The organism is Streptomyces sp. NPDC031210, from assembly GCF_055570395.1.
This window is the reverse complement of the sequence record NZ_JBVIHH010000022.1, coordinates 21,006-45,256: the sequence shown is the minus strand read 5'-3', so window position 1 is coordinate 45,256 and position 24,251 is coordinate 21,006. Positions and strand designations below refer to the sequence as shown.

Here is a 24,251-nt window from a genome sequence, read left to right as displayed (position 1 = left end):
CCGTTACTTCCTTCTCTTTCACGGACCGGTGGGGGTTGGCCACCGGACAGCCATTGGGCTGGGAGACGGGGTGCTCAGTGGTTCTCGGCGAGCGCGCCCTGAACGTAGTTGCAGGCCAGGAGGACGAAGACGTACGCCTGGACGGCCTGGATGAAGAGCTCGAACGCGGTCATCACCAGGGTCATCACGAAGGAGGCGCCCGCGTAGATGATGCCGACGCCGTTCAGCAGGTACCAGCTGGCGATGGTGAACATCAGGATCAGCATGTGACCGGCGAACATGTTCGCGAAGAGCCGGACGGCGTGGGTGAAGGGCCGGATGATCAGGTGCTGCGCGAGCTCGAGCAGCATGATCAGCGGCAGGACCCAGCCGAGCGACTTGTCGTAGCCCGTGATGTTCTTCATGCCGCCGACGAAGCCGTGCTTCTTGAACGTCAGGGACAGCCAGAGCACGTAGACGACCAGTGCGAGGCCCACCGGGAAGGCGATGACCGAGGTCACGGGGAACGAGAAGAGCGGGATCACCGACCAGAGGTTCATGATCCACACGAAGAAGAACAGCGAGACCATGAAGGGGACGTACTTGTCGCCCTCCTTCTTGCCCAGCGCGTCATAGACGAGCCCGCGGCGAACGAAGTCGTAGCCCGCCTCGCCGATCATCTGCAGCTTTCCGGGAACGACCTTCGCCTTGCCGAAAGCGGCCCAGAAGAACCACACAACGACGATGGTGCTGAGGAATGCCAGCAGCATCGGCTTGTTGAACTCGAACCCGCCCACTGTGAAGAGGGGTTCGAAAACGAACGAATGAAGACCCGGGGCCTCGAAGCCACACCCCGGGATGAAGAGGTGGCACTCCGTGTCGAAGGCGAGCATCGTTTCAGCACTCACCGCGGGCTCCTTCAGCGTGGCGCATGGGTACGGCAACCTCGTTGTGTCGGCGCGGCGTTGAGCCACGGAGCGGCACTGGACTGGTCTTACGGATTTGGGGGCGGCTGGTCGGCGCTGGGCCGGGTCGGATCACAGGCATCGGCCGCGAGGGCTGCCCGTTCCATCCCGTGGAATTCGGGAGCTCAGCCGCCTGCGCCAACTGTGCCGCAGTTGGCACCGGACGATAGCAGGCTCGCATGAGGGCATTTATTCCGGCCCTACGTGTCACGTCGGCGACCCCGCCGTCTCCGCCTTCTTCGCCTCTGCGGAGTCGGGGTCAACGTACAGAATCCTTGCCTTCATATGGCCGCGCGTCTGCGCCGCGATCCACACGAGAACGGCACCGAGCAGGGTGAACGCAAATGCCTTGGTGTCAAAGAGCGTTGTGTCCTTGAACGTCATCATGAAGACGGCGACGAGCAGGATCTGCACCGTGTACAGCAGCAGCCCCATCATCTGGAACAACTGCGGGTGGTTCTTCGCGGTCTGCTGCAGGACGACGAGGCCGGCACCCATCACGAGCACCACCAGCGCGGTGCCGACGGCGGCTCCGACCGCTCCCGCCCCGCCCGCGACCACAGCGCTCACGGCAACGGCGACAGCGCCGATGGCGAGCGTGGGCACAACGGCATGGAGGAGAAGTCGGGCGTCATTCGACTGCATGGCGGCGCTCCGGCAAGGGGTGGGGGTGTGGTCGTCAAGGACGAGCGTAGACCCGGCCTGAGGCGGAACCTGAGGCCAAAGGACAGTCGCACTACGGTCCTTCGGCTCTGTCGCCGGGTTTCGTGAACGGTATCACAAACTATTTGATGAGGTCTTTACCTGGTTCGTGTGCTACCTGTCACACTTGAGCGTGAACCTGCGCGTTGGTGCACTGACGGCCCGACTTATGTCTGGTATGGGACCAAGCGCCCCGATTCCTGACCGCCGAAAAGGCCGTCGAACCTCTGGCTCAGTGGTGACTGCCAGCCTTGCGGCGGTCCACGAAGCGTGACCGGTCGCCGATCGCGGTGGCGCCGTGGAGGCCCGCGGGCACCGGCTCGCGCTCCTCGCCGTCCGCCGCCGGACCCTCGGCGTCCGCCGCCTCGGCGCCCGCGCCCGGCGCGCGTACGACCCTGCGGTAGCGCGGCGGAACCATCCACTCCGCCCAGCGCGGCGCGCGCGGCGTGAAGCGCGGCAGCAACAGCAGCACCAGCCCGACCGCGCTCAGCAGCACGATGCCCAGCACGATCCACATGCTGGCGTTGTTCACGGAGTAGGCGACCGCGCCGAACGCGATGAGCGCCGACCAGAAGTACATGATCAGCACGGCGCGGCTGTGCGAGTGCCCGATCTCCAGCAGCCGGTGGTGGAGGTGGCCGCGGTCCGCGGCGAACGGCGACTGGCCGTTCCACGTACGCCGCACGATCGCCAGGATGAGGTCGGCCACAGGCACCGCGATGACGGTCAGCGGCAGCAGCAGCGGGATGTAGACCGGCACCATCGCGTGGGTCGCCTCACGCAGACCGCCCGCCTTGAGGTTGAGCAGGTCCGGGTCGACCTGGCCGGTGACCGAGACCGCGCCGGCGGCCATCACCAGGCCGATGAGCATGGAGCCCGAGTCGCCCATGAAGATCCGCGCCGGGTGCATGTTGTGCGGCAGGAAGCCCAGGCACATGCCCATCAAAATGACCGAGAACAGCGTTGCGGGCGCGGCCGCCTCGATGCCGTAGCCGAACCACATCCGGTACGCGTACATGAAGAACGCCGCTGCGGCGATGCACACCATGCCGGAGGCCAGACCGTCCAGGCCGTCGACGAAGTTGACCGCGTTGATGGTGATCACGACGAGCGCGACGGTGAGCAGCGTGCCCTGCATCGGGGTCAGCGAGACGGTGCCGACGCCCGGGACCGGGATCCACAGGATCGTCAGGCCCTGGAGGACCATCACACCCGCGGCGATCATCTGGCCGCCGAGCTTGACCAGGGCGTCCACGCCCCACTTGTCGTCCAGGACGCCGAGGATCCAGATCAGCGCGGCGCCGGAGAGCAGGGCCCGTGGCTCGTTGGAGCTGGCGAAGACGCTCTTGAGGTTCGTCAGGTGCGAGGCGACCAGCAGCCCCGCGCACAGCCCGCCGAACATCGCGATGCCGCCGAGCCGCGGTGTCGGCTCGCGGTGCACATCACGCGCACGGATCTCCGGCATCGCCCCGGCCGCGATCGCGAACTTGCGCACCGGCCCGGTCAGCAGGTAGGTCACCGCGGCTGTGACGCACAGCGTCAGCAGGTATTCACGCACGGGCTGCCCCATTGGTATAGCTGGCCATCACAGCCACACACCATATGCGTGTCAGCCCCTTGTCCGTGAATACAGCACAAGACGCTCACCGTCCCCGGCCGGTTCCCGCCCGTCAGTCGTGCGCCGGATACGGCGGGAAGCGGTGGGCCAGAGCGAGCGTTTCGGCCCGGGCGGCGCCGTCCTCCCGCAGGGCCGCGCCCATGAGGTCCGCGATCTGCCGCATCTCGGCCTCGCGCATGCCCTGGGTCGTCACCGCGGCGGTCCCCAGCCGGATACCGGTGCGGCGGGCGGCCCGGGCGGACCGGCCGGCGGGAGCCGCTTCCGGACAGGGCAGCGCGCACGTGTCGAGCACGATGCCGGCGGCGGCCAGCCGACCCCTGGCGGTGCGCGCGTCCAGCCCGAGCGGGGCGGTGTCTGCCGTGATCAGGTGCGTGTCGGTGCCGCCGGTGGTGATCGTCAGGCCCTGCCCGGTGAGCGCCTCGGCCAGGGCGCGGGCGTTGGCGGTGACCTGGTGGGCGTACGCGCGGAACGCGGGCGTGGCGGCCTCGCCGAACGCGACGGCCTTGGCCGCGACGGCGTTCATCTGCGCGCCGCCCTGGGAGAAGGGGAACACCGCGCGGTCGATGCGTTCGGCCAGCCGCGCGCCGCACAGGATCATGCCGCCGCGGGGCCCGCGCAGCACCTTGTGGGTGGTGGCGCACACCACGTGGGCGTACGGGACGGGGCTGGGCGCCGCTCCCCCGGCGACCAGCCCGATGGGGTGGGCGACATCCGCGATGAGGTACGCGCCGGTCTCGTCGGCGATGTCGCGGAAGGCGGCGTAGTCGAGGTGGCGGGGGTAGGAGATCGAGCCGCAGACGATGGCCTTGGGCCGGCGTTCGCGGGCCAGTGCGCGGATCGCGTCGTAGTCGAGGAGCCCGGTGTCCTCGTCGACGCCGTATCCGGCGAAGTCGAACCAGCGGCCGGAGAAGTTGGCGGGCGATCCGTGGGTGAGGTGTCCGCCGTGCGGCAGGGCCATGCCCAGGACGGTGTCCCCGGGGCGCAGGAGGGCGGCGTAGGCGGCCAGGACGGCCGAAGACCCGGAGTGGGCCTGGACGTTGGCGTGTTCGGCGCCGAAGAGCGCCTTGGCGCGTTCGACGGCGATCCGCTCGGCGAGGTCGACGATCTCGCAGCCGCCGTGGTGCCGGGCGCCGGGATAGCCCTCGGCGTATTTGTTGCCGAGCGGGGAGCCGAGGGCGGCGAGCACGGCGGGGGAGGCGTAGTTCTCGGCCGCGATCAGTTGGAGGTTGTCGCCCTGGCGGGCGCTCTCCCCCAGCAGGACGCCGGCGATCTCGGGGTCCTGGCGCAGCAGGGCGGCGAAGTCGGGGCCGCCGGCCGGTGCGGCGCCGGAGCGGGCGGCGGCGCCGGCCCGCTCCGCGAGGGTCCCGGTGAGGCCGGCGGCGGGCGGCGGCTCGGGGGCCGGGGCGCGGCCTGCCGGGGTGGCGCTGCGGGGTGACGCGGTGGTGGCGGGCATGGCGTGCTCCGGGCCTCGTACGGGGACGTAGTCCCAATGTAGGCGCGGGGGGGGCGATCGGGCGCGGTAGGTGCGGCGCTCGGGCGGCGGCCGTGCTCAGGCGCGGGCGGGGACTCCGGTGAGGGCCGTGACGACCGGGTCGAGCGCCTGGTTGATCTCGTCGCCGATGGAGCGGAAGAAGGTGATGGGGGCGCCGTAGGGGTCGTAGACCTCGTCGGACTCCGGGTTCGGCGCGAGCAGCCAGCCGCGCAGCGCGGCGGCGGCGCCGACCAGCGCGCGGGCGCGCTCGACCAGCCCGCCGTCCGGCAGGTCCGGGTCGGGCTCGGGCAGCGTGGCGGGGTCTATGGCCCGCACCAGCCGGTTGAACTCCTTGAGGGTGAAGGTGCGCAGTCCCGCGGAGTGGCCCATGGAGATGACCTGGGCGCGGTGGTCGCGGGTCGCGGTGAGCACCAGGTCGGCGCGGATGACGTGCTCGTCCAGCAGCTCCCGGCCGATGAAGCCGGCCGGGTCCGCGCCGTAGTCGGCGAGGACGGTGGCGGCGTGGGCCTCCATGGGTGCGCCTTCATGGCCCCAGGTGCCGGCGCTCTCGACGAGCAGCCCGCCGCTGTGGGCCCGGCCCAGGCGCAGTTCCAGGGCATGGCGGTGCAGCCGCTCGGTGATCGGCGAGCGGCAGACGTTGCCGGTGCTGACGTGGAGGATCCGGAAAGGGGGTGCAGAAGGCAGGAGGGGGTCGTCGCCTGGTCCCGCTATGCCACGCCCCAGGGGCGCCATCAATTGGCCACCTCGAGCTCGGGTACGACCTTGCGCAGCTCTTCCGCGCTGATCGCGCCCGCGCGCAGCAGCACCGGGACCCGGCCGGTGACGTCGACGATCGAGGACGGCACGGCGGCGGGCGTCGGGCCGGCGTCGAGGTAGACGGAGACGGAGTCGCCGAGCATCTCCTGGGCGGCGTCGCAGTCCTGCGGGGAGGGGTGGCCGGTGAGGTTGGCGCTGGAGACGGCCATCGGGCCGAAGTCGTTGAGCAGCTCGATGGCGACGGGGTGCAGCGGCATCCGCACCGCGACCGTGCCGTGGGTCTCGCCCAGGTCCCAGGTCAGCGACGGCTGGTGGTTGGCGACGAGGGTGAGCGCGCCGGGCCAGAAGGCGTCGACCAGTTCCCATGCCTGCTCGGAGAAGTCGGTGACCAGGCCGTGCAGGGTGTTGGGTGATCCGACCAGGACCGGGGAGGGCATCCCGCGGCCGCGTCCCTTGGCCTCCAGCAGGTCGCCGACGGCCTCGGCGCTGAAGGCGTCCGCGCCGATGCCGTAGACGGTGTCGGTCGGCAGCACGACCAGCTCGCCGCGGCGGACCGCCGACGCGGCCTCGCGCAGACCGGTCGCGCGGTCGGTCGCGTCGCCGCAGTCGTAACGCCGTGCCATTTAACGAACCTCCTCGTGCGGAACGGAAACATCACCGGCGCCGGGCGCCGTGCCGGTGCGCGTCATGGCGTCGCCCGGCGGGCGGTGGCGAAGCGGGGCCGGTTGTTGAGGTCGGGGTGGTCGGCCGCGTCCGCCCAGCCCTTTTCCTCGGTGAAGATCCACGGGACCTGGCCGCCCTGGGTGTCGGCGTGCTCGATGACGACGACGCCGCCGGGCCGCAGCAGGCGGTGCGCGGTCCGCTCGATGCCGCGGATGGTGTCCAGGCCGTCCTCGCCCGAGAACAGCGCGAGCTCGGGGTCGTGGTCGCGTGCTTCGGGTGCGACGTACTCCCACTCGGTCAGCGGGATGTACGGCGGGTTGGAGACGACCAGGTCGACCTGCCCGTCCAGTTCGGGAAGCGCGGTCAGCGCGTCACCGTGATGGAGAACGACGCGGGACCCCTCGACGTTCTTGCGGGCGTAGCGAAGGGCTTCTTCCGACAGCTCCACGGCGTGCACGCGCGAGCGCGGGACCTCCTGCGCCAGGGCGAGGGCGATGGCGCCCGAGCCGGTGCACAGGTCGACGATGAGCGGCTCGACGACGTCCATGGCGCGTACCGCGTCTATCGCCCAGCCGACGACCGACTCGGTCTCCGGGCGGGGCACGAACACCCCGGGGCCGACGGTGAGTTCGAGGTAGCGGAAGAAGGCGCGGCCGGTGATGTGCTGGAGCGGTTCGCGGGCCTCGCGGCGGGCGATGGCTTCCCAGTAGCGGGCGTCGAAGTCGCTGTCGGGGACCAGGTGCAGCTCGCCCCGCTTGACGCCGTGCACGTGCGCGGCGAGCTCCTCGGCGTCGAAGCGCGGCGAGGGCACACCGGCGTCGGCGAGCCGCTGGGTGGCCTGGGCCACCTCGGCGAGCAGCACCGAGCGGGGGTTCGGGGGGCGATCCCCCGGGGATTGCGGCACGGGCCTTCCTCCTGGTGCGCTGCGTCTTCGTCGGCCGGGGTCCGGGGGTGGTCCCCGGTGGTGCCTCTCCAGCCGGTACGTACGGGTCTTACTGGGCGTTGGCGAGCTTGGCGGCCGAGTCGGCGTCGACGCAGGCCTGGATGACCGGGTCGAGCTCGCCGTCGAGCACCTGGTCCAAGTTGTACGCCTTGAAGCCGACCCGGTGGTCCGAAATGCGGTTTTCGGGGAAGTTGTACGTACGGATGCGCTCCGAGCGGTCGACGGTGCGCACCTGGCTGCGCCGGGCGTCCGACGCCTCCTTCTCGGCCTCTTCCTGGGCCGCGGCCAGGAGCCGGGAGCGCAGGATGCGCATGGCCGACTCCTTGTTCTGAAGCTGGCTCTTCTCGTTCTGGCAGGAGACGACCAGACCGGAGGGGAGGTGGGTGATGCGGACGGCGGAGTCGGTGGTGTTGACCGACTGGCCGCCGGGGCCCGACGAGCGGTAGACGTCGATGCGCAGGTCGTTGGGGCCGATCTCGACCTCGACCTCGTCCGCCTCGGGCGTGACGAGCACGCCGGCGGCGGAGGTGTGGATGCGGCCCTGCGACTCCGTGGCGGGCACCCGCTGGACGCGGTGCACCCCGCCTTCGTACTTCAGCCGGGCCCAGACGCCCTGGCCGGGCTCGGTCGCCCCGCCGCCGCCCTTGGTCTTCACGGCGACCTGGACGTCCTTGTAGCCGCCGAGGTCGGACTCGTTGGCTTCCAGGATCTCGGTCTTCCAGCCGGCCCGCTCGGCGTAGCGCAGGTACATCCGCAGCAGGTCCCCGGCGAACAGCGCCGACTCCTCGCCACCCTCACCGGCCTTGACTTCAAGGATGACGTCCTTGTCGTCGCTGGGGTCGCGCGGGACCAGCAGCAGGCGCAGCTTTTCGGTCAGCCGCTCGCGCTGGGCATCGAGCTGCTTGACCTCGTCGGCGAAGTCCGGATCGTCGGCGGCGAACTCGCGCGCCGTCTCCAGGTCCTCGCCGGTCTGCTTCCAGGCGCGGTACGTCGCGATGATCGGGGTCAGCTCGAAGTAGCGCTTGTTGAGCCGCATGGCCTCGCGCTGGTCGGCGTGGACCGCGGGGTCGGCCAGCCGCTTTTCGAGATCGGCGTGCTCGCCGATCAGTTCCTCGACCGCCTCGAACATCGTGGGGTTCCTCTGCTGGCTGTCTGTTTCTTTCCGGGGGCGCCCCCGGACCCCTGGGCCGGAGGCGCAAGGGGTCGTACGACGGTGCGGGGGCGCGGGGGGGACCCCGGACCCCGCCAAACAAAGACGCCGGTCCGGTCACCCCTGGGCAGGGGCGACCGTGAACCGGCGCCTTGCGGGTCGCTACTTCTTGGCGGCTGCGCCCTTGCCGAAGCGGGCCTCGAAGCGGGCCACGCGGCCGCCCGTGTCCATGATCTTCTGCTTACCCGTGTAGAACGGGTGGCACTCGGAGCAGATGTCGGCGCGGATGCTACCGCCGGCAACGGTGCTACGGGTGGTGAACGACGCGCCACAGGTGCAGCTCACCTGGGTCTCGACGTACTCCGGGTGGATGTCGCGCTTCAAGGGGTTCTCCTAGGTTCGGGAGTGCTCCGGGTCGTGCCGCGGGTTGCGGCACGTGAACCGGGGCCGACGGTCCAGTCTGCCAGGACTCGCCGTATCTCCAAAACCGGGGGACGGTCGCCGCTATTCCCCGGTCCGGTCCGCGGAGCCCGGCCGGCCTCCGGGGGCGGCGTCCCGGCTACTTGACGTAGGCGTCCGTGCCGCCCTTGTCACCGGCGGAGCCCTTGGCGGCGGACTTCGGGATGTCCTTGTCGGCCCGCAGCGCGCCCCAGACCTGGGCGCTCTGCTTCTCCAGCGGCAGCACCCGGTCGGGGTCGGCCGTGTCGTAGGCCACCGGCAGCGTCATCATGGCGATGTTCTCCGACCCGATGCCGCCCAGGCTCTTGGCCAGGCCGGTCAGCTCGCTGACGGAGTTGAGGTCGGTGTCGGTGGTGATGGCCTTGGTGGCGGTGTCGGCGATGTCGTAGAGCTTGGTGGGGTTGGTGAGCACCCCGACGTTCTTGACCTGGTCCATCAGCGCCTTGATGAACGTCTGCTGCAACTGGATGCGGCCCAGGTCGCTGCCGTCGCCTCCGGGCACGCCGTGCCGGGTGCGCACCAGGCCGAGCGAGTCCTCGCCGTCGAGGGTGTGCCGGCCGGGCCGCAGGTGCAGGTGGCTGCTGTCGTCGTCGATGGCCTTGCTGGTGGTGATCTCCACCCCGCCCAGCGCGTCGATGAGCTTCTTGAAGCCGGTGAAGTCGACCTCGATGAAGTGGTCCATGCGGATGCCGCTCATCGATTCGACGGTCTTGACGGCGCAGGCCGGGCCGCCGACCTCGAAGGCGGTGTTGAACATCGCCCGCCGCGCCCCGGGGACGCTCTTGCCGTCCTTGGTGCAGTCGGGCCGCTTGACCAGGGTGTCGCGGGGGACGCTGACGACGCTGGCCTTCTTGTGGCCCTGGTACACGTGCACGATCATCGCCGTGTCGGAGCGCGCGCCGCCCTCGTCGCGGCCGTACGCGCCGTTCTTGCCCGCGCGGGAGTCGGAGCCCATCACGAGGATGTCCATCGAGCCGTTGTCGACGTTTTTCGGACGGTCACGGCCGAGGGCGGCGTTGATGTCGACGCCCTTGAGGTTGCCGTTGAGTTTGAAGTAGACGTACCCGAGTCCGGCTCCACCGAGCAGTACGGCGCTGACCAGCGCGCACAGGGTGATCGTCAGGGCCCGGCGGCGCCGGGTCGGGCCCTTGCGCCGGCGGCCCGAGGCACGTATGCCGCGGGCGCGGCTTTCGGCCGTCTTCGCGGTCCCGTTGCTGTCCGCCATCTGCTCCTCAGTCCTCTGTCCGTCGGCTGCCCCTCACCGTCACCGTGCGTTCACGCGCTCACGGGTTGTTGCCCTTCTTCAGACGGGAGGCAGACCGGAAGGGTTGCACAGGGAGTTATCCGGGCTTTCTCAGGAACGGGCGCGGCCGGCGCGCGGCACCGCGGTAGCCGGGTCCGTTCTCACCTGGGATTTCGGCCGGATTCGTGCCCTGGCCGAAACCGGCCGGTGGCGGGCGGATCTGTGCGGAAGGTCTCAGCCGGAACGGCTTCCGGGCAGCACGAAGCCCCCCTCGCCCACAGCGGGCGAGGGGGGCTCGTTCAGGCGTCGTGCGGGGCGTCAGTCGTTGCCGTTGCCGCCCATGCCCGGCGTCGTCTTCTGGATCTGGAGCAGGAACTCCGCGTTGGACTTCGTCTGCTTCATCTTGTCCAGCAGCAGCTCGATGGCCTGCTGCTGGTCCAGCGCGTGCAGCACCCGGCGCAGCTTCCAGACGACGGAGAGCTCGTCGCTGCCCATCAGGATCTCTTCCTTACGGGTGCCGGACGCGTCCACGTCCACCGCCGGGAAGATGCGCTTGTCGGCGAGCTTGCGGTCGAGCTTGAGCTCCAGGTTGCCGGTGCCCTTGAACTCCTCGAAGATCACCTCGTCCATGCGCGAGCCGGTGTCGACCAGCGCGGTGGCCAGGATGGTCAGCGAACCGCCGTCCTCGATGTTGCGCGCGGCACCGAAGAAGCGCTTCGGCGGGTACAGCGCGGTCGAGTCGACACCACCGGACAGGATGCGGCCGGAGGCGGGGGCGGCGAGGTTGTACGCGCGGCCCAGACGGGTGATGGAGTCCAGCAGGACGACCACGTCGTGACCCAGCTCGACGAGACGCTTGGCGCGCTCGATGGCCAGCTCGGCGACGGTGGTGTGGTCCTCGGCCGGGCGGTCGAAGGTCGAGGAGATGACCTCGCCCTTGACCGACCGCTGCATGTCGGTGACCTCTTCGGGCCGCTCGTCGACGAGGACGACCATCAGGTGGCACTCGGGGTTGTTGCGGGTGATCGCGTTGGCGACCGCCTGCATGATCATGGTCTTACCGGTCTTCGGCGGGGCCACGATCAGACCGCGCTGGCCCTTGCCGATGGGCGCGACCAGGTCGATGATGCGGGTCGTCAGACCGCCCGACTCCCCCTCCAGGCGCAGTCGCTCCTGCGGGTAAAGGGGCGTCAGCTTGCCGAACTCCGGCCGGTTGCGGCCCTGTTCGGGCGCCACGCTGTTGACCGTGTCGAGCCGGACGAGCGCGTTGAACTTCTCGCGGCGCTCGCCGTCCTTGGGCTGGCGGACGGCACCGGTGACGTGGTCGCCCTTGCGCAGGCCGTTCTTGCGGACCTGGGCGAGCGAGACGTAGACGTCGTTCGGACCGGGGAGGTAGCCGGAGGTCCGGATGAACGCGTAGTTGTCGAGGATGTCGAGGATGCCCGCGACGGGGATCAGGACGTCGTCCTCGGCGACCTGCGGCTCGTTGCCGAACTCCTCGCGCGCGCCACGGCGGCCACGGCGGTCGCGGTAGCGGCCGCGGCGGCCACGGCGGCCGCCCTCGAAGTCGTCGTCGTCCTCGACGCGGCGGTTGTCGCGGTTGTCGCGCTGGCGGTTGCCGCCCTGGCCGCCGTCACCGGCGTCGTTCTTGCGGCGGTCACCACGGTCGCCGCGGTCCTGGCGGTCCCCACGGTCCTGGCGGTCCCCACGGTCCTGGCGGTCCCCGCGGTCCTGGCGGTCCCCGCGGTCACGGTCGCGCTGGCCGCGCTGCCCGCGCTCCGGGCGGTCGCCGCGGTCCTGGCGGTCCCCACGGTCACTCTTCTGCCCGCGGTCCTGACGGTCCCCGCCCTTGTTCGGCCGGTTGTCGGTGTCCGGGGCGGCCACGGAGCCCTCGGCCTTGGCGGCCTTGGTCTCGGTCCGGGTCTCGACCTTGGTGTCGGTCTTGACGTCACCGGAGACGGCCTCGGGGCTGCCCGCGGCGGCGGTGGCCCGGCGCCGGCGGCGCTCGCCGGCCGGCTGCTCGTCACTCACCGGCTGGCCGGGGATGTCGATCTGCTGCTGGGCCGCGGCGGGCTCGGCGGCCTGGGCCGTCTTGCCGGCCCTGGCGGCCTTGTCGTCGTCGCCGGTACGCGCCTTGGAGGTCGTACGGCGCTTCGGCTTGGTCTCGGTGTCGGCGGGCGCGTCGGCCTTGGCCGCGGAGCCTCCCCCAGAGCCTGAAGCGGCCTGGGAGGAGCCGCCGGCCTGCTTCTCCTTGATGACCTCGATCAGTTGGCTCTTGCGCATGCGCGCGGTGCCCTTGATGCCGAGGCCGGAGGCAACCTGCTGCAGCTCTGCCAGGACCATGCCATCAAGGCCGGTGCCCGAACGGCGGCGCCGCGTGGCAGGGGCTGTGGCAGCACCGGTGGCAGGCGCGGCGGGAGCGTCCGTGGCGGGCGCGGTGGCACTGCCATCGGTGCGCGCGCCCATCAGATCGGTGGTGTCGCTCACGAAGGGTCCTTCCCTGGAGCGGGCGTCGGCCTGTCTGGCTCGGCGACCGGTTGTGCTGTCCGGCTGCGGTCCTTAGGTCTTGCGGACCGGGCCGGGGCGGTGGTCCCGCCGGGAAACGGCGGAAAGATCAGTTCATGGTTCCGGCGTGAAGAGATGCAGAGTGCTCATGACGTCACGCCGATTCCGGAGCGTGCTCACTACTGCTCAGGCCATTGCTCCAAGCAGTTTGGGAGGCTCCCGGAAGAAAGTGGTCCCGATGGGGGACCCGAAGCACCGCGCCACACAGGCGTCGAGTACTGACTTGAGGTTAACACTACCGGATCCAACAAACATTCCCCCTTTCCAAGACCGGCAATCGTCGATCACTGCCTGTGATCACCCGGCGAGCGGCAGCACACAGGTGCCGTCCGCGTCGAGGGTCAGCCGGTTGGCCGCCCACCCCTCTCCCGCCAGCGCGGCGACCTTCTCGGCCGCGGCGTCCTCGACCAGCGCGAGGACCGTCGGGCCCGCGCCGGAGATGACCGCGGGGACACCGTCCGCGCGCAGTCGGTTCACCAGGCCCACGCTCTCCGGCATCGCCGGCGCGCGGTATTCCTGGTGAAGTCGGTCCTCGGTCGCGGCGAGCAGCAGCTCGGGGCGCCTGGTCAGGGCCTCGACGAGCAGTGCGGCGCGGCCGGCGTTGGCCGCGGCGTCCACATGGGGGACGGTGCGCGGCAGCAGTCCGCGGGCGGTCTCGGTCAGCACCGGCTTTCCGGGCACGAACACCACCGGAACGATGGAAGCGGCCGGATCCATCCGGATGGCCCGCGCGGTCCCCGTGTCCATCCAGGCGAGCGTGAAGCCGCCGAGCAGGCACGCCGCGACGTTGTCGGGGTGGCCCTCGATCTCGGTGGCCAGCTCCAGCAGCGCGGCGTCGTCGAGCTTCTGCTCACCGCCTATGGTCACCGCGCGGGCGGCGACGATGCCGGCGCAGATGGCGGCCGAGGAGGAGCCCAGGCCACGGCCGTGCGGGATGCGGTTGGCGCAGACGATTTCCAGGCCGCGCGGCTGTCCGCCCAGCAGATCGAAGGCGGTGCGCAGGGCGCGTACGAGCAGGTGGCTCTCGTCGCGCGGGAGGGTGCGGGCCCCCTCACCCGCGATGTCGACGTGCAGACCGGAGTCGGCGACGCGCACCACGACATCGTCGTACAGGCCCAGGGAAAGACCCAGGGCGTCGAAGCCGGGACCGAGATTGGCGCTGGTAGCGGGGGTGCGCACCCGGACGGCGGCGGCGCGGAACGCGGGACCGGCCATCGCTCGATGACTCTCCTTGATTGATGCTGCGGTACTGCCCCGGAGCACCGCGGCACCGAGGTGCCCGGCCGGCTCGTGGGGTCTGTTCTGACCTGCCCTGCGCACCACTGCGTTATGCCGTGGGGAGGGGAGTTGGCTGCCAGCCTATCGAAGGAAGGTTCTGTGGCGACATAGGGCGCACAGGAGGCGCATGATGCGTGTCGCGCGCCAGCCGTGCCCCGGAGCCGTCTTTGCAGCCTTTGCTCGATTTGCTGTACGGGCGGTGCGGGACGGCGAACGTCCCGCACCGCCTTCCGTACGCGTGGGCCGGGCCCGTCGGACGCGCGCTTTACGCGAGGCCGAGGCGCTCGGCGGCGGCGTCCGCGTCGATCGGGATCGTCACGGGCTGCGGCGCGCCGGCCACGGCCCAGTCGGGGTCCTTGAGGCCGTTGCCGGTGACGGTGCAGACGATGCGCTGGCCCGGGTCGACCTTGCCCTGCTCGGCGGCCTTGAGCAGACCGGCGACGGACGCGGCCGAGGCGGGCTCGACGAAAACACCCTCCTGAGCGGCCAGCAGGCGGTAGGCGGCGAGGATTTGACGGTCCGTCACCTCGTCGATGAAGCCGCCGGACTCGTCCCGCGCCTGCTCGGCGAACGTCCACGAGGCGGGGTTGCCGATGCGGATGGCGGTGGCGATCGTGTGCGGGTCCTTGACGACCTCGCCGCGCACGATCGGCGCACTGCCGGACGCCTGGAAGCCCCACATGCGCGGGGTGCGCGAGGAGATGCCGTCGGCGGCGTACTCCTTGTAGCCCTTCCAGTAGGCCGTGATGTTGCCGGCGTTGCCGACGGGCAGCACGTGGATGTCGGGCGCGTCGTCGAGCATGTCGACGATTTCGAAGGCGGCGGTCTTCTGCCCCTCGATGCGCACCGGGTTGACGGAGTTCACAAGTGCGACCGGGTACTTGTCGGACAGGCTCCGCGCGAGCGTGAGGCAGTCGTCGAAATTCCCGTCGATCTGAAGGATCTTCGCGCCGTGCACCAGGGCCTGGCCCATCTTGCCGAGCGCGATCTTGCCCTGCGGGACGAGCACGGCGCAGACCATGCCGGCGCGCACGGCGTAGGCGGCGGCCGAGGCGGAGGTGTTGCCGGTGGAGGCGCAGATCACCGCCTTGGCACCCTCCTCCTTGGCGCGGGTGATCGCCATCGTCATCCCGCGGTCCTTGAAGGATCCGGTGGGGTTGGCACCCTCGACCTTGAGGTGGACCTCGCAGCCGGTGCGCTCGGAGAGCACCTGGGCCGGTACGAGGGGCGTGCCGCCCTCCCGGAGGGTGACCACCTCGGTCGTGTCACTGACCGGCAGCCGGTCACGGTATTCCTCGATGATTCCGCGCCACTGACGGCTCGCGGTGGAAATAGCAGACATGGGTTCCTTTACTCCCCTTCGACCCGCATGATGCTGGCGACACCGCGGACGGTGTCCAGCTCGCGCAGCGCCCCGACGGTCGACGACAGGGCCGCGTCCGCCGCTCGGTGGGTGACGACGACGAGGGATGCCTCGCCGTCCTTGCCCTGCTGACGGACCGTATCGATCGATACGCCGTGTTCGGCGAAGACCGTCGCGACCTGCGCCAGAACGCCGGGCTTGTCGGCCACGTCGAGACTGATGTGGTACCGCGTGACGACCTCGCCCATGGGACTGACGGGCAGCCGGGTGTACGCCGACTCCCCCGGCCCGGTCGTGCCGGCGACCTTGTTGCGGCAGACCGCGACGAGGTCTCCCAGGACCGCGGAGGCGGTCGGCGGGCCGCCCGCGCCCGGCCCGTAGAACATGAGCTGGCCGGCCGCGTCGGCCTCGATGAAGACCGCGTTGTACGCCTCGCGCACGGAGGCGAGCGGGTGGCTGAGCGGAATCATCGCCGGGTGCACCCGGGCGGTGACGGACGCGCCGTCGGCGGCCCGCTCGCAGATGGCGAGGAGTTTGACGGTGCAGCCCATCCGTTTGGCGGAGGCGATGTCGGCGGCGGTGACCTCGGTCAGGCCCTCGCGGTGCACGTCGTCGATGGTGACGCGGGTGTGGAAGGCGATACCGGCCAGGATCGCGGCCTTGGCGGCGGCGTCGAAGCCCTCGACGTCGGCGGTCGGGTCGGCCTCGGCGTATCCGAGCGCGGTCGCCTCGTCCAGCGCCTCGCTGTAGCCCGCCCCGCTGCTGTCCATCTTGTCGAGGATGAAGTTCGTCGTGCCGTTGACGATGCCGAGCACGCGGTTGACCTTGTCCCCGGCCAGCGATTCGCGCAGCGGCCGCACCAGGGGGATGGCGCCCGCGACGGCCGCCTCGTAGTAGAGGTCCGCGTCGTTGGCCTCCGCCGCGGCGTGCAGCGCCGCGCCGTCCGCCGCGACCAGCGCCTTGTTGGCGGAGACCACGCTCGCGCCGTGCTCGAAAGCGGTGGTGATGAGCGTGCGGGCCGGCTCGATGCCGCCGATGACCTCGATGACGACGTCGATGTCGCCCCGCTTGACGAGGGCGGTCGCGTCGGTGGTGACCAGGTCGGCGGGGACGCCGTCGCGCACCTTGCCGGGGCGGCGGACGGCGATCCCGGCGAGCTCCACGGGCGCCCCGATGCGGGCCGCGAGGTCGTCGGCGTGCGTCGTCATGATGCGCGCCACCTCTGAGCCGACAACACCACAGCCCAGCAGCGCCACCTTCAGCGGACGCGTACGCATCATTCGACCTCTGCTTTTCATCGTTCCAGCGGTTTTCATGCGGTTTTCATGCTTGGTAATGCACCAGTCTCACGCACCTGAGGGCACTTTCCGTCCCTAGTCCAGATGCCGAGACATTTATTTCATCCCGGGCCCGGCCCCGGCGATCCGCCCCTAGCCGACATCCAACCGCAGGAGATCTTCCTCCGTCTCGCGCCGGACGATCACCCGGGCCCGGCCGTCCTTGACCGCCACGACCGGGGGCCGCAGCGCGTGGTTGTAGTTGCTCGCCATCGAGCGGCAGTACGCGCCGGTGGCCGGCACCGCGAGCAGGTCACCGGGCGCCACATCGGCCGGCAGGAAGGCGTCGCGGACGACGATGTCACCGCTCTCGCAGTGCTTGCCGACCACCCGCGACAGCATCGGCTCGGCGTCGGAGGTGCGGGAGACGAGCGCGACGCTGTACTCCGCGTCGTACAGCGCGGTGCGGATGTTGTCCGACATCCCGCCGTCCACGGACACGTACGTCCGCAGCCCCTCCAGCTCCTTGACCGTGCCCACCTCGTACAGCGTGAACGCCGTCGGCCCGACGATCGCCCGCCCGGGCTCCACCGACAGCCGCGGCACGGCCAGACCGGCCGCCTGGCACTCGCGCGTGACGATCTCGCCGAGCGCCTTCGCGATCTCGTGCGGCTCCGCCGGGTCGTCCTCCGAGGTGTACGCGATGCCGAGCCCGCCGCCGAGGTCGATCTCCGGCAGCTCGACGCCGTGCTCGTCGCGCACCTCGGTCAGCAGTTGGACCACGCGGCGGGCCGACACCTCGAAGCCCGCCATGTCGAAGATCTGCGACCCGATGTGGGAGTGGATGCCGATGAGCTCCAGCCCGTCCAGCTTCAGCGCCCGCCGGACCGCCTCCGCGGCCTGCCCGCCGGCCAGCGCGATCCCGAACTTCTGGTCCTCGTGCGCGGTCGCGATGAACTCGTGCGTATGCGCCTCGACACCCACCGTGACCCGGATCTGCACCGGCTGACGCCTGCCGAGCCCCTGCGCGATGTGCGAGACCCGCACCATCTCCTGGAAGGAGTCGAGCACGATCCGCCCGACCCCGGCCTCCACGGCGCGGGTGATCTCCTCGACGCTCTTGTTGTTGCCGTGCAGCGCGATCCGCTCCGCCGGCATCCCCGCCGCGAGCGCGGTCGTCAGCTCGCCGCCGGAACACACGTCGAGGTTGAGGCCCTCCTCGTGCAGCCACCGCACGATGGCCCGCGACAGGAACGCCTTCCCGGCGTAGAACACGTCGGCGTCCGGACCGAAGGCGTCCTTCCAGGCACGGCAGCGCGCCCGGAAGTCGTCCTCGTCCATGAAGTACGCCGGCGTACCGAACTCCTCGGCGAGCGCGGCGACGTCCAGCCCGCCCACGGTGACCACCCCGTCGGCGTCGCGCCGGACGGTACGGGACCACACGTGCGGGTCGAGGGTGTTGAGATCGGCGGGCGGCCCGGAGTAGTGCCCCTCGGGCATCACATCGGCGTGGCGGGGCCCTGCGGGGTGGGCGGAACGGCTCATGACGGTGAAGGTCCCCTCAAGGGTTCAGAGGTGTTCGGGCGCGGAGATGCCGAGCAGACGCAGGCCGTTGGCGAGCACCGTCCCGGTGGCCTCGGCGACGGCCAGGCGGGCACGGTGAACGGCCAAGGGTTTCTCCTCCCCGACCGGCAACGGAGGCCACACCTCCACCCACCGCGCGAAGGCGTCCGCCGTTTCCTCCATATGCCGCACCACCCGCTCGACGGCTCCGAACCGCGCGGCGTTCCGGAGGGCGGCGGGGTAGGTGGCCAGGAGGGTGGGGAGGGGGTGGCCGGATGTGTGGGGGGCGGATGGGTCGTTGGAGTGGCTGGGGTGGTCCGGGTGGCTGGAGGGCCGGGTGGTGGAGGAGTGGTCCGGGTAGCCGGGGGCGGGGAGCCCTTCGGCATCGCGGGGGTGGCTGAGGGCATCACGGACATGGCTGACGGCATCGCGGGGGTGGCTGACCTCGCCCACGTCCCCCGGCTCACTCGCGAATCCCAGATCCCGCGCGTTACGCAGCAACGCCCGGGTCCTGGCATACGCGTACTGCACCCGGAACCGCGGATTGCTCTCCCGCTGCACCGGCCGCTCCGGCAGCCGGACCGGGTCGTGCGCCGCGGGCCGCAGCAGGGCCCAGCGCGCTTCGTCCTCCCCCAGCCGAGCCACCAGCCCGGCGAACTCCCGCTCCCCCGGCACTCCCGCCCCCGCACCCGCCGGTCCGGCAGGCGTCGGCCGCCGCATCCCGGCAGCCGCCACGACCCGCTCCCACGCCTCACCGACGACAAGCCCCCGAGCCCCGGTCAGCCGCGGCCCCTGGGCAACGCCTGCGGCGGCCCCCGCGTCCTGAGCGCTCTCCGGTCCTGCCTCGCCGTACCTCTCCGGTCCTGCCTCGCCGTACGAGGCGCCCTGCGCGAGCACCTCCCGCACCAGCGCGGCCTGTGCCCCGTCCCCCAGCGTGAAGTTCAAGAATCCCGGCCCGGCGATCTCTACCCGGGCGATCCCGGCGCTCCCCAGCAGCCGCTTCCGCAAGATCTCGGCGACCTCACGAGCCGGCCGCCCCGCCGGCTTGGCCAGTTGCAGCGCCACATTCGACGCGTAGTCCCCACACCCGGGCCGCGGCGGCGGCTGCACGACGATCCGCGCCGGCACGGGCACGGAGAGCTCCTGCTCCTCCACGGCACCACGCACGGAGCGCAGCACGGTACGGGAGAGCTCAGCGGGGGTCACGAGACAAGCGTATGGGAGAAGCCACCCCACCACGCGACCCGGTTTCGCCCTGTGGACACCTCACGCCCCGCGCACTCCGTCGGCCCGAACCCCCTACGCCGCCGGCTCCGAATCCCCCTCCGCGCACCCGGCCGCGTCCCCACCGAGGTCGGCCACACCCATCCCCCCGGACGACGGCCCGTTCCCCGCGACATTCCCCGCTACGCTCCCCGCCGCGAAATCCGTCCCGTCCTCATCCCTGTCCACCGCCCCGTCCTCGGGCTCGCCCTCCCGCCGCCGACCCTCACGCAGAAGGTCCCGCACGGTCCGGACGAGCTCGGCCGGCTCGAAGGGTTTCGCCAGGTAGGCATCGACCCCCACCGACTCGCCGCCGTCCACGTCACCCTGCGTGGAGGCGCTCACGATGGCGATGGGAATGTCCCAGGTCCGCGGATCCGACCTCAGCCGCTCCGCGGTTCGCAGACCGTTGAGCCGTGGCATCACGAGATCAAGGGTCACCACATCAGGTCTCACGTGGTGCACGACATCCAGACATTCGGCACCATCAGCCGCGGTCACGACCTCGAAGCCCTCAAGCTCGAGATTGACCCTGATCAACTGCCGGATCACCTTGCTGTCATCGACAACAAGGATCCGACCGGACAAGCCAGGCACACCATGAGACTAGGCGGGCGCCCGTGACTGCGTCCCGGTTTTCCCCACTTCCGCCCCCATGCGAGGGACCTTTCCCCGACCGCCGCCCCCACGCCCGACACATGCGCTAGGAACCCCCCGACCCTCTCCCCCACCCCCACAAAACCCTGTTCATGAACACCCCGTCAGAGCTGGTAGTGTTCTACCCGTCGCCGCACAACACGGCGCAACGCCCCCGTAGCTCAGGGGATAGAGCAACGGCCTCCGGAGCCGTGTGCGCAGGTTCGAATCCTGCCGGGGGCACACTGTGTAAGTGTGTCCAAGACCCCGTCACCAACGGAAACGTTGAGGCCGGGGTCTTCGCGTATGTGCAGCCATATGCCGCTCGGAGCGGCTGCATGGCGGGGTCTGCGGACCAGGCATCGACGGGCGTTCCCGCATCGCCGCAGGTGAGCGTCTGGAAACGATGAGGGCCGCACCACCGCCAGACGCCCCGTCCTGGACGTTGATCACGCCGTGGAGGCCGCCGACAGGCACCCGTAAGGACGGCCGGCACCGCGATGAGGCGCACCGACTCAGGGTCGCAGTCGATACGGCCCGACGCTTGCGCGACCGTAGTCTGGGACGGATCTCAGCGACCGCCCGCCCGTGGTTCGTATCGAGGAGCCAGGGTTTCCTCGAGTACACATAGCGCAGGTGATTGGTCCGACCGTTTCATTTTGCTGGCTGCCGCCGCAACGGCCCAAGGCCGCGACTTTACTCAGCAAGCTTCCACGTTTCGCATTGGGAGCCGAAAGGGAGTTCAATCAATGGCTCACTCGGTAAATTCTTGGGCTTCCTTGAGTCCTTCCTGAACGTAGTTCGGAAGCGTGACCTGAGCGGGACCATCTGGGGGCCAAACCCTTACACCGTGCCGAGCAACGAAGTTCAGGGGGATTTTGGGGTTGTTGAGGTGCGGACGCGCACCTCCGCCCCGACGAGAATCGATCTCGATCTGTTCCTGGAGCGCTGCTTCCCACTGGGAAAAATACGGCTCCAGCTTACTCGGATGAATCTCGTATATTCCTTCCGGGGTCGATTGGTCGAAAACCGCGACGATCCAGAGATGAACCGACCTGTAGCGATCAATGTTGTCGAGGGTGAGCGTATGTTCCGTAGTAACGCTAAGGCTTTTCTTGCGCTCACCCTTAAAATTCAGCCTTGCGACAGTTTTGATTTCATACTCGCGTCCCAGCACATCTGTCGCATCGTTACCGACTCGCCCTCCTCCCTTGGTGAGGTTGAACAATTCAAGTAGCAATAGTTCCTTATAGCCCCCATCGTCAAACACGTTATGAATACGCCGCTCAGAGGCTTGCCTCTGGAGCTGTAGACCCAGTTCTACGATCTTGCGGATGTCACCTTGTGGGCGGAGTAGAGCGCCCTGGCCTTCCGGATTTCCCTGCCTCGGGATGAGTTGACGATCAGTCACGCAGAAACAGTCGCCCGCACCTAGATCAACGTCTACAGACTATGAGTAACATGACGCATGCGGAACATGAGCATGGGTGTTCGAGCGCGCAGGGTGGCGTCCTTGAGTGAGGATCGGGCACGGCTGGGCTGCGGGGCGCTGATACGTCCGATCACAGCAATTCGCTAGCGGCAAAGCCACGCCCTTCAGTTGTTCTTGGCTCATTCGCTGGCGCAGTAGCCTTCGTGGTTCTGAATTGCGTTGAGGACATAGAGGATATAAAGGGCGGTGTCCCGGAGATCATTCCAGGTCTCGGCCGGGCCAAGCAATGGAGGATGGGTCGCGGCCTGACCGAGCTTCTCCAACTCGCCGACGGATGGCGTGGTGTCTGTCGGACAGTTGATCAGCCCCGGCGCCCCTCCTGAATCCGCTGCTCGACATTTCGGCCTCAGCAGCCGTGTCTGACGGATCTTCGCCCTGCCCGTCGCCGTTCCCGGTCGTCGACGGCTCGGGCGCGCCGGAGCCGTGCGCCTACTCGGGCTCGACCAGTAGGCCCGTCTTCGGGTCGATACTCCACCCGTCATCCAGGAGCGTTGCGGTCGCCGTCCGCAGATTGAGGTCAGCGACACTCCATCCCTCCCGAAGCGCACGGCGGAGAAGCTCCAGATACAGGTGGCTCGGTGAGGCGGGGCCAGCGGCACTCACCAGCTCGCGCATCGCCGCGGCAACTGCCTCAGCTGACGGTTGCTTAAACGAAGCCTCGGCGTCGTCCTGCGAAACCATCGTCAATACAAGGTCGAGCGTGGCGACGTGCTCGAAGCCCGAGGCAAGCCCCTTCACGGAGCGCTGCCCCTTGTTCAAGACGGCGATCTTCTCCGGCTCGATGCGCAGGCCGGCTGCTGCGACTGCTCGCTGGACCACTGCCCAGACTTTGCCCGACGAGTTGCCGAAAACCATCGAGATGCGTCCGCCAGGCTTCAGGACGCGCCGGCACTGTTTGAGCGACTCCGTCAGCAGCGCCTCGTAGCGGTCCGCTGTGCGCTTCGTGCCGGTGGAGCGATCGATCACCGCTTCCTTACTGACGTCCGTGAAGCCATCCAGCCAGCCCTCCTGGAACAGGGCCATGTCCGCGTAGAAGAGGTTCGAACCGAACGGCGGGTCCGTGAACACGTAGTCCACGCTCGCATCCGGCAGGGACAGCTCCGCAGCGCTCTCTGTGACGTACTCCGCGGGCACCGTGTCCGCGTCCACGTTGCGCGTGAACGCCTGTGTCCGGATCCAGTCATCAGCCTTCAACACGGCGGTCGTCTTGCGCTCGAACAGCTCGAAGACGTTCCACTCGTAGAAAACCGGCGCGATGTAGTAGTTCTGGTTCGCGGCGTTCAGCGGGCGTTTGTGGGACCACTGGTACCGCTTGCTCGCCCGAGTCAACGTTGCAGTGAACGCGAACAGCAGCTTTTGGCTCACGGCGCGATCCTCAAGCCCGCGAATCTCATCGCGCAGGGCCACCAGAGTGCGCAAGTTACGCGGCGAGTAGAACGACGCCACGGTCGTGTAACCGCTCTTGCCCAGCGCAGACGCCCGGTACATCTCCCGGTCGGGCGTAATCTCAACGTGGGGGAATTCCAGGCCATCGACGTCGATACTCGGCGCGGCGACCGCCGGCTGCTCACGCTGCTTCGGGGAGCACGCGCAGTTGATGTAGTCGACCACGGGCTGTTCACCTACGCGGTCGAGCTTGCTCGAAATGTGGGCCGAGCAGTGGGGGCAGGCCATGTTCGGCTTCGACCACTCCGCGGCTTCGAGCGAGTGGTAGTAGTTCACAGGCTTGTCGCAGCCCGCACACCTCACCAGGACGCTCCAGACGGTCTTCGCGAGCCGGCCAGTTCCACCGCACCCATTGCAGGGGACCTCGTAGATCTTGCCGACAGCGTCCTGGGCCCGCTTGATGACGGCCTGCGCGGCACCGGTGAACTCGTACCCCTCCACCATGTTGAGATAGTTGGAGCCGATGTGTCGACCCAGCACCGAGATGTCCGACAGGCGTGCCTGGCGTCCGGTGATCCGCGCCGCGACCCCCGTCATGCCAGAGCCGGCGAACGGGTCGACCACGACGCCGCCGGGCGGGCAGTAGGCCTCGATAAACGGCGTAATCGCAGGCACGGGGACCTTGGTCAGGTAGGCGTGCGCGAGGTAGGCGGGGTCGCCACGACCCACCACCAACTCCTCGGCCACGCCGCCAATGTTACTCATAGTCTGTAGACCCATCGTCTGCACCGTCCTAGCGTCCCTACATCATGACGCAAGCCTCCGACAAGTCCCGCATCCAGCGGCAGCGTGAGGCGTTCGGCCATCGTGTGCGGCAGCACCGTCTCTCGGCAGGCCTCTCGCAAGAAGAGCTCGCGGAAGCTGCGGGCATCCACCGCACCTACGTCTCTTCGGTGGAACGAGGTCAGCGCAATGTAAGCCTTGACAACATCATTGCCCTCGCGCGTGCGCTCAAGATCGATGCCGCACAACTACTCGAAGGTATTTGATGGGCTTCAAGGAAGACGTTGATTTCGCGCGATTCCTGAGCATGGGAGTCCACGCGGCCGACGCGATCACCCAAGACCTCGAGCATAATCATGGGCACCGCATCATCGAGCTTGAGCGGTACGCCAAGGCCAACAAGGTATGGCAGACGAAGGTCAAGCGCATGCGCCTACCCGACCTCATGTGCGTTGACTGTGGGCGCCGCTTCGAGTCCAAGGGCAAGACAAAGCTTGAGATCAAGCTCTCCGACTCCACGCTGCCAGGCCGCGCCTGGCGCGACGGAGGCATGCGCCCGGACGACATCTTCGCTTTCGCACGTGTCGGCATGAAGACGAACCCCGTGCGCGTGTCCAACCTTGTCTATGTGACTCGGCAGAGCTTGGAAGATGCCCTGGTCCAAGGAGGGTAATC

Annotated in this window: 21 protein-coding genes and 1 tRNA gene; 3 read left to right on the top strand and 19 right to left on the bottom strand. The window is 69.3% G+C overall.

Going from position 1 to position 24,251, the window contains the following annotated elements:
* Positions 1–74: 74 nt before the first annotated feature.
* The 17 genes from atpB to ACZ45Z_RS30280 form a co-directional block, all read right to left on the bottom strand.
* On the bottom strand, positions 75–872 hold the full coding sequence (atpB, locus tag ACZ45Z_RS30360) for a F0F1 ATP synthase subunit A (protein ID WP_468369266.1): 798 nt from the start codon (positions 870–872) through the stop codon (positions 75–77).
* 279 nt (positions 873–1,151) lie between these two features.
* Positions 1,152–1,589: a hypothetical protein gene (locus tag ACZ45Z_RS30355; protein ID WP_468369168.1), complete on the bottom strand. Its 438-nt coding sequence runs from the start codon at positions 1,587–1,589 to the stop codon at positions 1,152–1,154.
* A 289-nt stretch (positions 1,590–1,878) separates the two neighbouring features.
* Positions 1,879–3,216, bottom strand: a complete 1,338-nt coding sequence (locus tag ACZ45Z_RS30350; protein WP_468369165.1) for an MraY family glycosyltransferase — start codon at positions 3,214–3,216, stop codon at positions 1,879–1,881.
* 100 nt (positions 3,217–3,316) lie between these two features.
* A complete protein-coding gene (locus ACZ45Z_RS30345; RefSeq protein WP_468369162.1) occupies positions 3,317–4,717 on the bottom strand; it encodes a serine hydroxymethyltransferase in 1,401 nt (466 codons plus the stop codon).
* Positions 4,718–4,813: 96 nt separating this feature from the next.
* Positions 4,814–5,491 (bottom strand): arsenate reductase/protein-tyrosine-phosphatase family protein, encoded by a 678-nt coding sequence (locus ACZ45Z_RS30340; RefSeq protein WP_468369160.1) that lies wholly within the window; start codon positions 5,489–5,491, stop codon positions 4,814–4,816.
* On the bottom strand, positions 5,488–6,135 hold the full coding sequence (locus ACZ45Z_RS30335; protein ID WP_468369157.1) for an L-threonylcarbamoyladenylate synthase: 648 nt from the start codon (positions 6,133–6,135) through the stop codon (positions 5,488–5,490). The genes ACZ45Z_RS30340 and ACZ45Z_RS30335 overlap by 4 nt, the downstream gene beginning before the upstream one ends.
* Before the next feature lie 62 nt (positions 6,136–6,197).
* Positions 6,198–7,079: a peptide chain release factor N(5)-glutamine methyltransferase gene (prmC, locus tag ACZ45Z_RS30330; RefSeq protein WP_468369154.1), complete on the bottom strand. Its 882-nt coding sequence runs from the start codon at positions 7,077–7,079 to the stop codon at positions 6,198–6,200.
* A gap of 88 nt (positions 7,080–7,167) precedes the next feature.
* Entirely contained in the window at positions 7,168–8,247 is a 1,080-nt protein-coding gene (gene prfA, locus ACZ45Z_RS30325) for a peptide chain release factor 1 (protein WP_468369152.1), read from the bottom strand.
* Between the two features lie 183 nt (positions 8,248–8,430).
* Positions 8,431–8,652 carry a 50S ribosomal protein L31 gene (rpmE, locus tag ACZ45Z_RS30320; RefSeq protein ID WP_310726570.1) on the bottom strand — a complete coding sequence of 74 codons (222 nt, stop codon included), beginning with the start codon at positions 8,650–8,652 and terminating at the stop codon, positions 8,431–8,433.
* Positions 8,653–8,827: 175 nt separating this feature from the next.
* On the bottom strand, positions 8,828–9,952 hold the full coding sequence (locus ACZ45Z_RS30315) for an LCP family protein (protein WP_468369150.1): 1,125 nt from the start codon (positions 9,950–9,952) through the stop codon (positions 8,828–8,830).
* A gap of 336 nt (positions 9,953–10,288) precedes the next feature.
* Positions 10,289–12,457: a transcription termination factor Rho gene (gene rho, locus ACZ45Z_RS30310; RefSeq protein WP_468369148.1), complete on the bottom strand. Its 2,169-nt coding sequence runs from the start codon at positions 12,455–12,457 to the stop codon at positions 10,289–10,291.
* Between the two features lie 375 nt (positions 12,458–12,832).
* Positions 12,833–13,750 (bottom strand): homoserine kinase, encoded by a 918-nt coding sequence (thrB, locus tag ACZ45Z_RS30305; protein ID WP_468369146.1) that lies wholly within the window; start codon positions 13,748–13,750, stop codon positions 12,833–12,835.
* Positions 13,751–14,078: 328 nt separating this feature from the next.
* Complete coding sequence (gene thrC, locus ACZ45Z_RS30300) at positions 14,079–15,155, bottom strand: threonine synthase (RefSeq protein WP_468369144.1); 1,077 nt, start codon at positions 15,153–15,155, stop codon at positions 14,079–14,081.
* Between the two features lie 8 nt (positions 15,156–15,163).
* Positions 15,164–16,456: a homoserine dehydrogenase gene (locus ACZ45Z_RS30295; RefSeq protein WP_468369141.1), complete on the bottom strand. Its 1,293-nt coding sequence runs from the start codon at positions 16,454–16,456 to the stop codon at positions 15,164–15,166.
* A 150-nt stretch (positions 16,457–16,606) separates the two neighbouring features.
* On the bottom strand, positions 16,607–17,998 hold the full coding sequence (gene lysA / locus ACZ45Z_RS30290; RefSeq protein WP_468369139.1) for a diaminopimelate decarboxylase: 1,392 nt from the start codon (positions 17,996–17,998) through the stop codon (positions 16,607–16,609).
* 24 nt (positions 17,999–18,022) lie between these two features.
* Complete coding sequence (nrtL, locus tag ACZ45Z_RS30285) at positions 18,023–19,222, bottom strand: ArgS-related anticodon-binding protein NrtL (RefSeq protein ID WP_468369136.1); 1,200 nt, start codon at positions 19,220–19,222, stop codon at positions 18,023–18,025.
* A gap of 93 nt (positions 19,223–19,315) precedes the next feature.
* Entirely contained in the window at positions 19,316–19,876 is a 561-nt protein-coding gene (locus ACZ45Z_RS30280; protein WP_468369134.1) for a response regulator, read from the bottom strand.
* 210 nt (positions 19,877–20,086) lie between these two features.
* Here ACZ45Z_RS30280 and ACZ45Z_RS30275 point away from each other — a divergent pair.
* Positions 20,087–20,158, top strand: a tRNA-Arg gene (locus ACZ45Z_RS30275).
* A 511-nt stretch (positions 20,159–20,669) separates the two neighbouring features.
* Here ACZ45Z_RS30275 and ACZ45Z_RS30270 read toward each other — a convergent pair.
* Positions 20,670–21,326, bottom strand: coding sequence for a PDDEXK family nuclease (locus ACZ45Z_RS30270; RefSeq protein WP_468369131.1), 657 nt, complete (start codon positions 21,324–21,326; stop codon positions 20,670–20,672).
* A 510-nt stretch (positions 21,327–21,836) separates the two neighbouring features.
* Positions 21,837–23,540, bottom strand: coding sequence for a DNA methyltransferase (locus ACZ45Z_RS30265; protein ID WP_468369129.1), 1,704 nt, complete (start codon positions 23,538–23,540; stop codon positions 21,837–21,839).
* A gap of 62 nt (positions 23,541–23,602) precedes the next feature.
* On the opposite strand from ACZ45Z_RS30265, the gene ACZ45Z_RS30260 reads away from it, so the two are divergent.
* Positions 23,603–23,842: a helix-turn-helix domain-containing protein gene (locus ACZ45Z_RS30260; protein WP_468369126.1), complete on the top strand. Its 240-nt coding sequence runs from the start codon at positions 23,603–23,605 to the stop codon at positions 23,840–23,842.
* The gene (locus ACZ45Z_RS30255) at positions 23,842–24,249 is read left to right on the top strand and encodes a hypothetical protein (RefSeq protein ID WP_468369123.1); all 408 of its coding nucleotides are present in this window, start codon (positions 23,842–23,844) and stop codon (positions 24,247–24,249) included. The genes ACZ45Z_RS30260 and ACZ45Z_RS30255 overlap by 1 nt, the downstream gene beginning before the upstream one ends.
* Positions 24,250–24,251 lie beyond the last annotated feature (2 nt).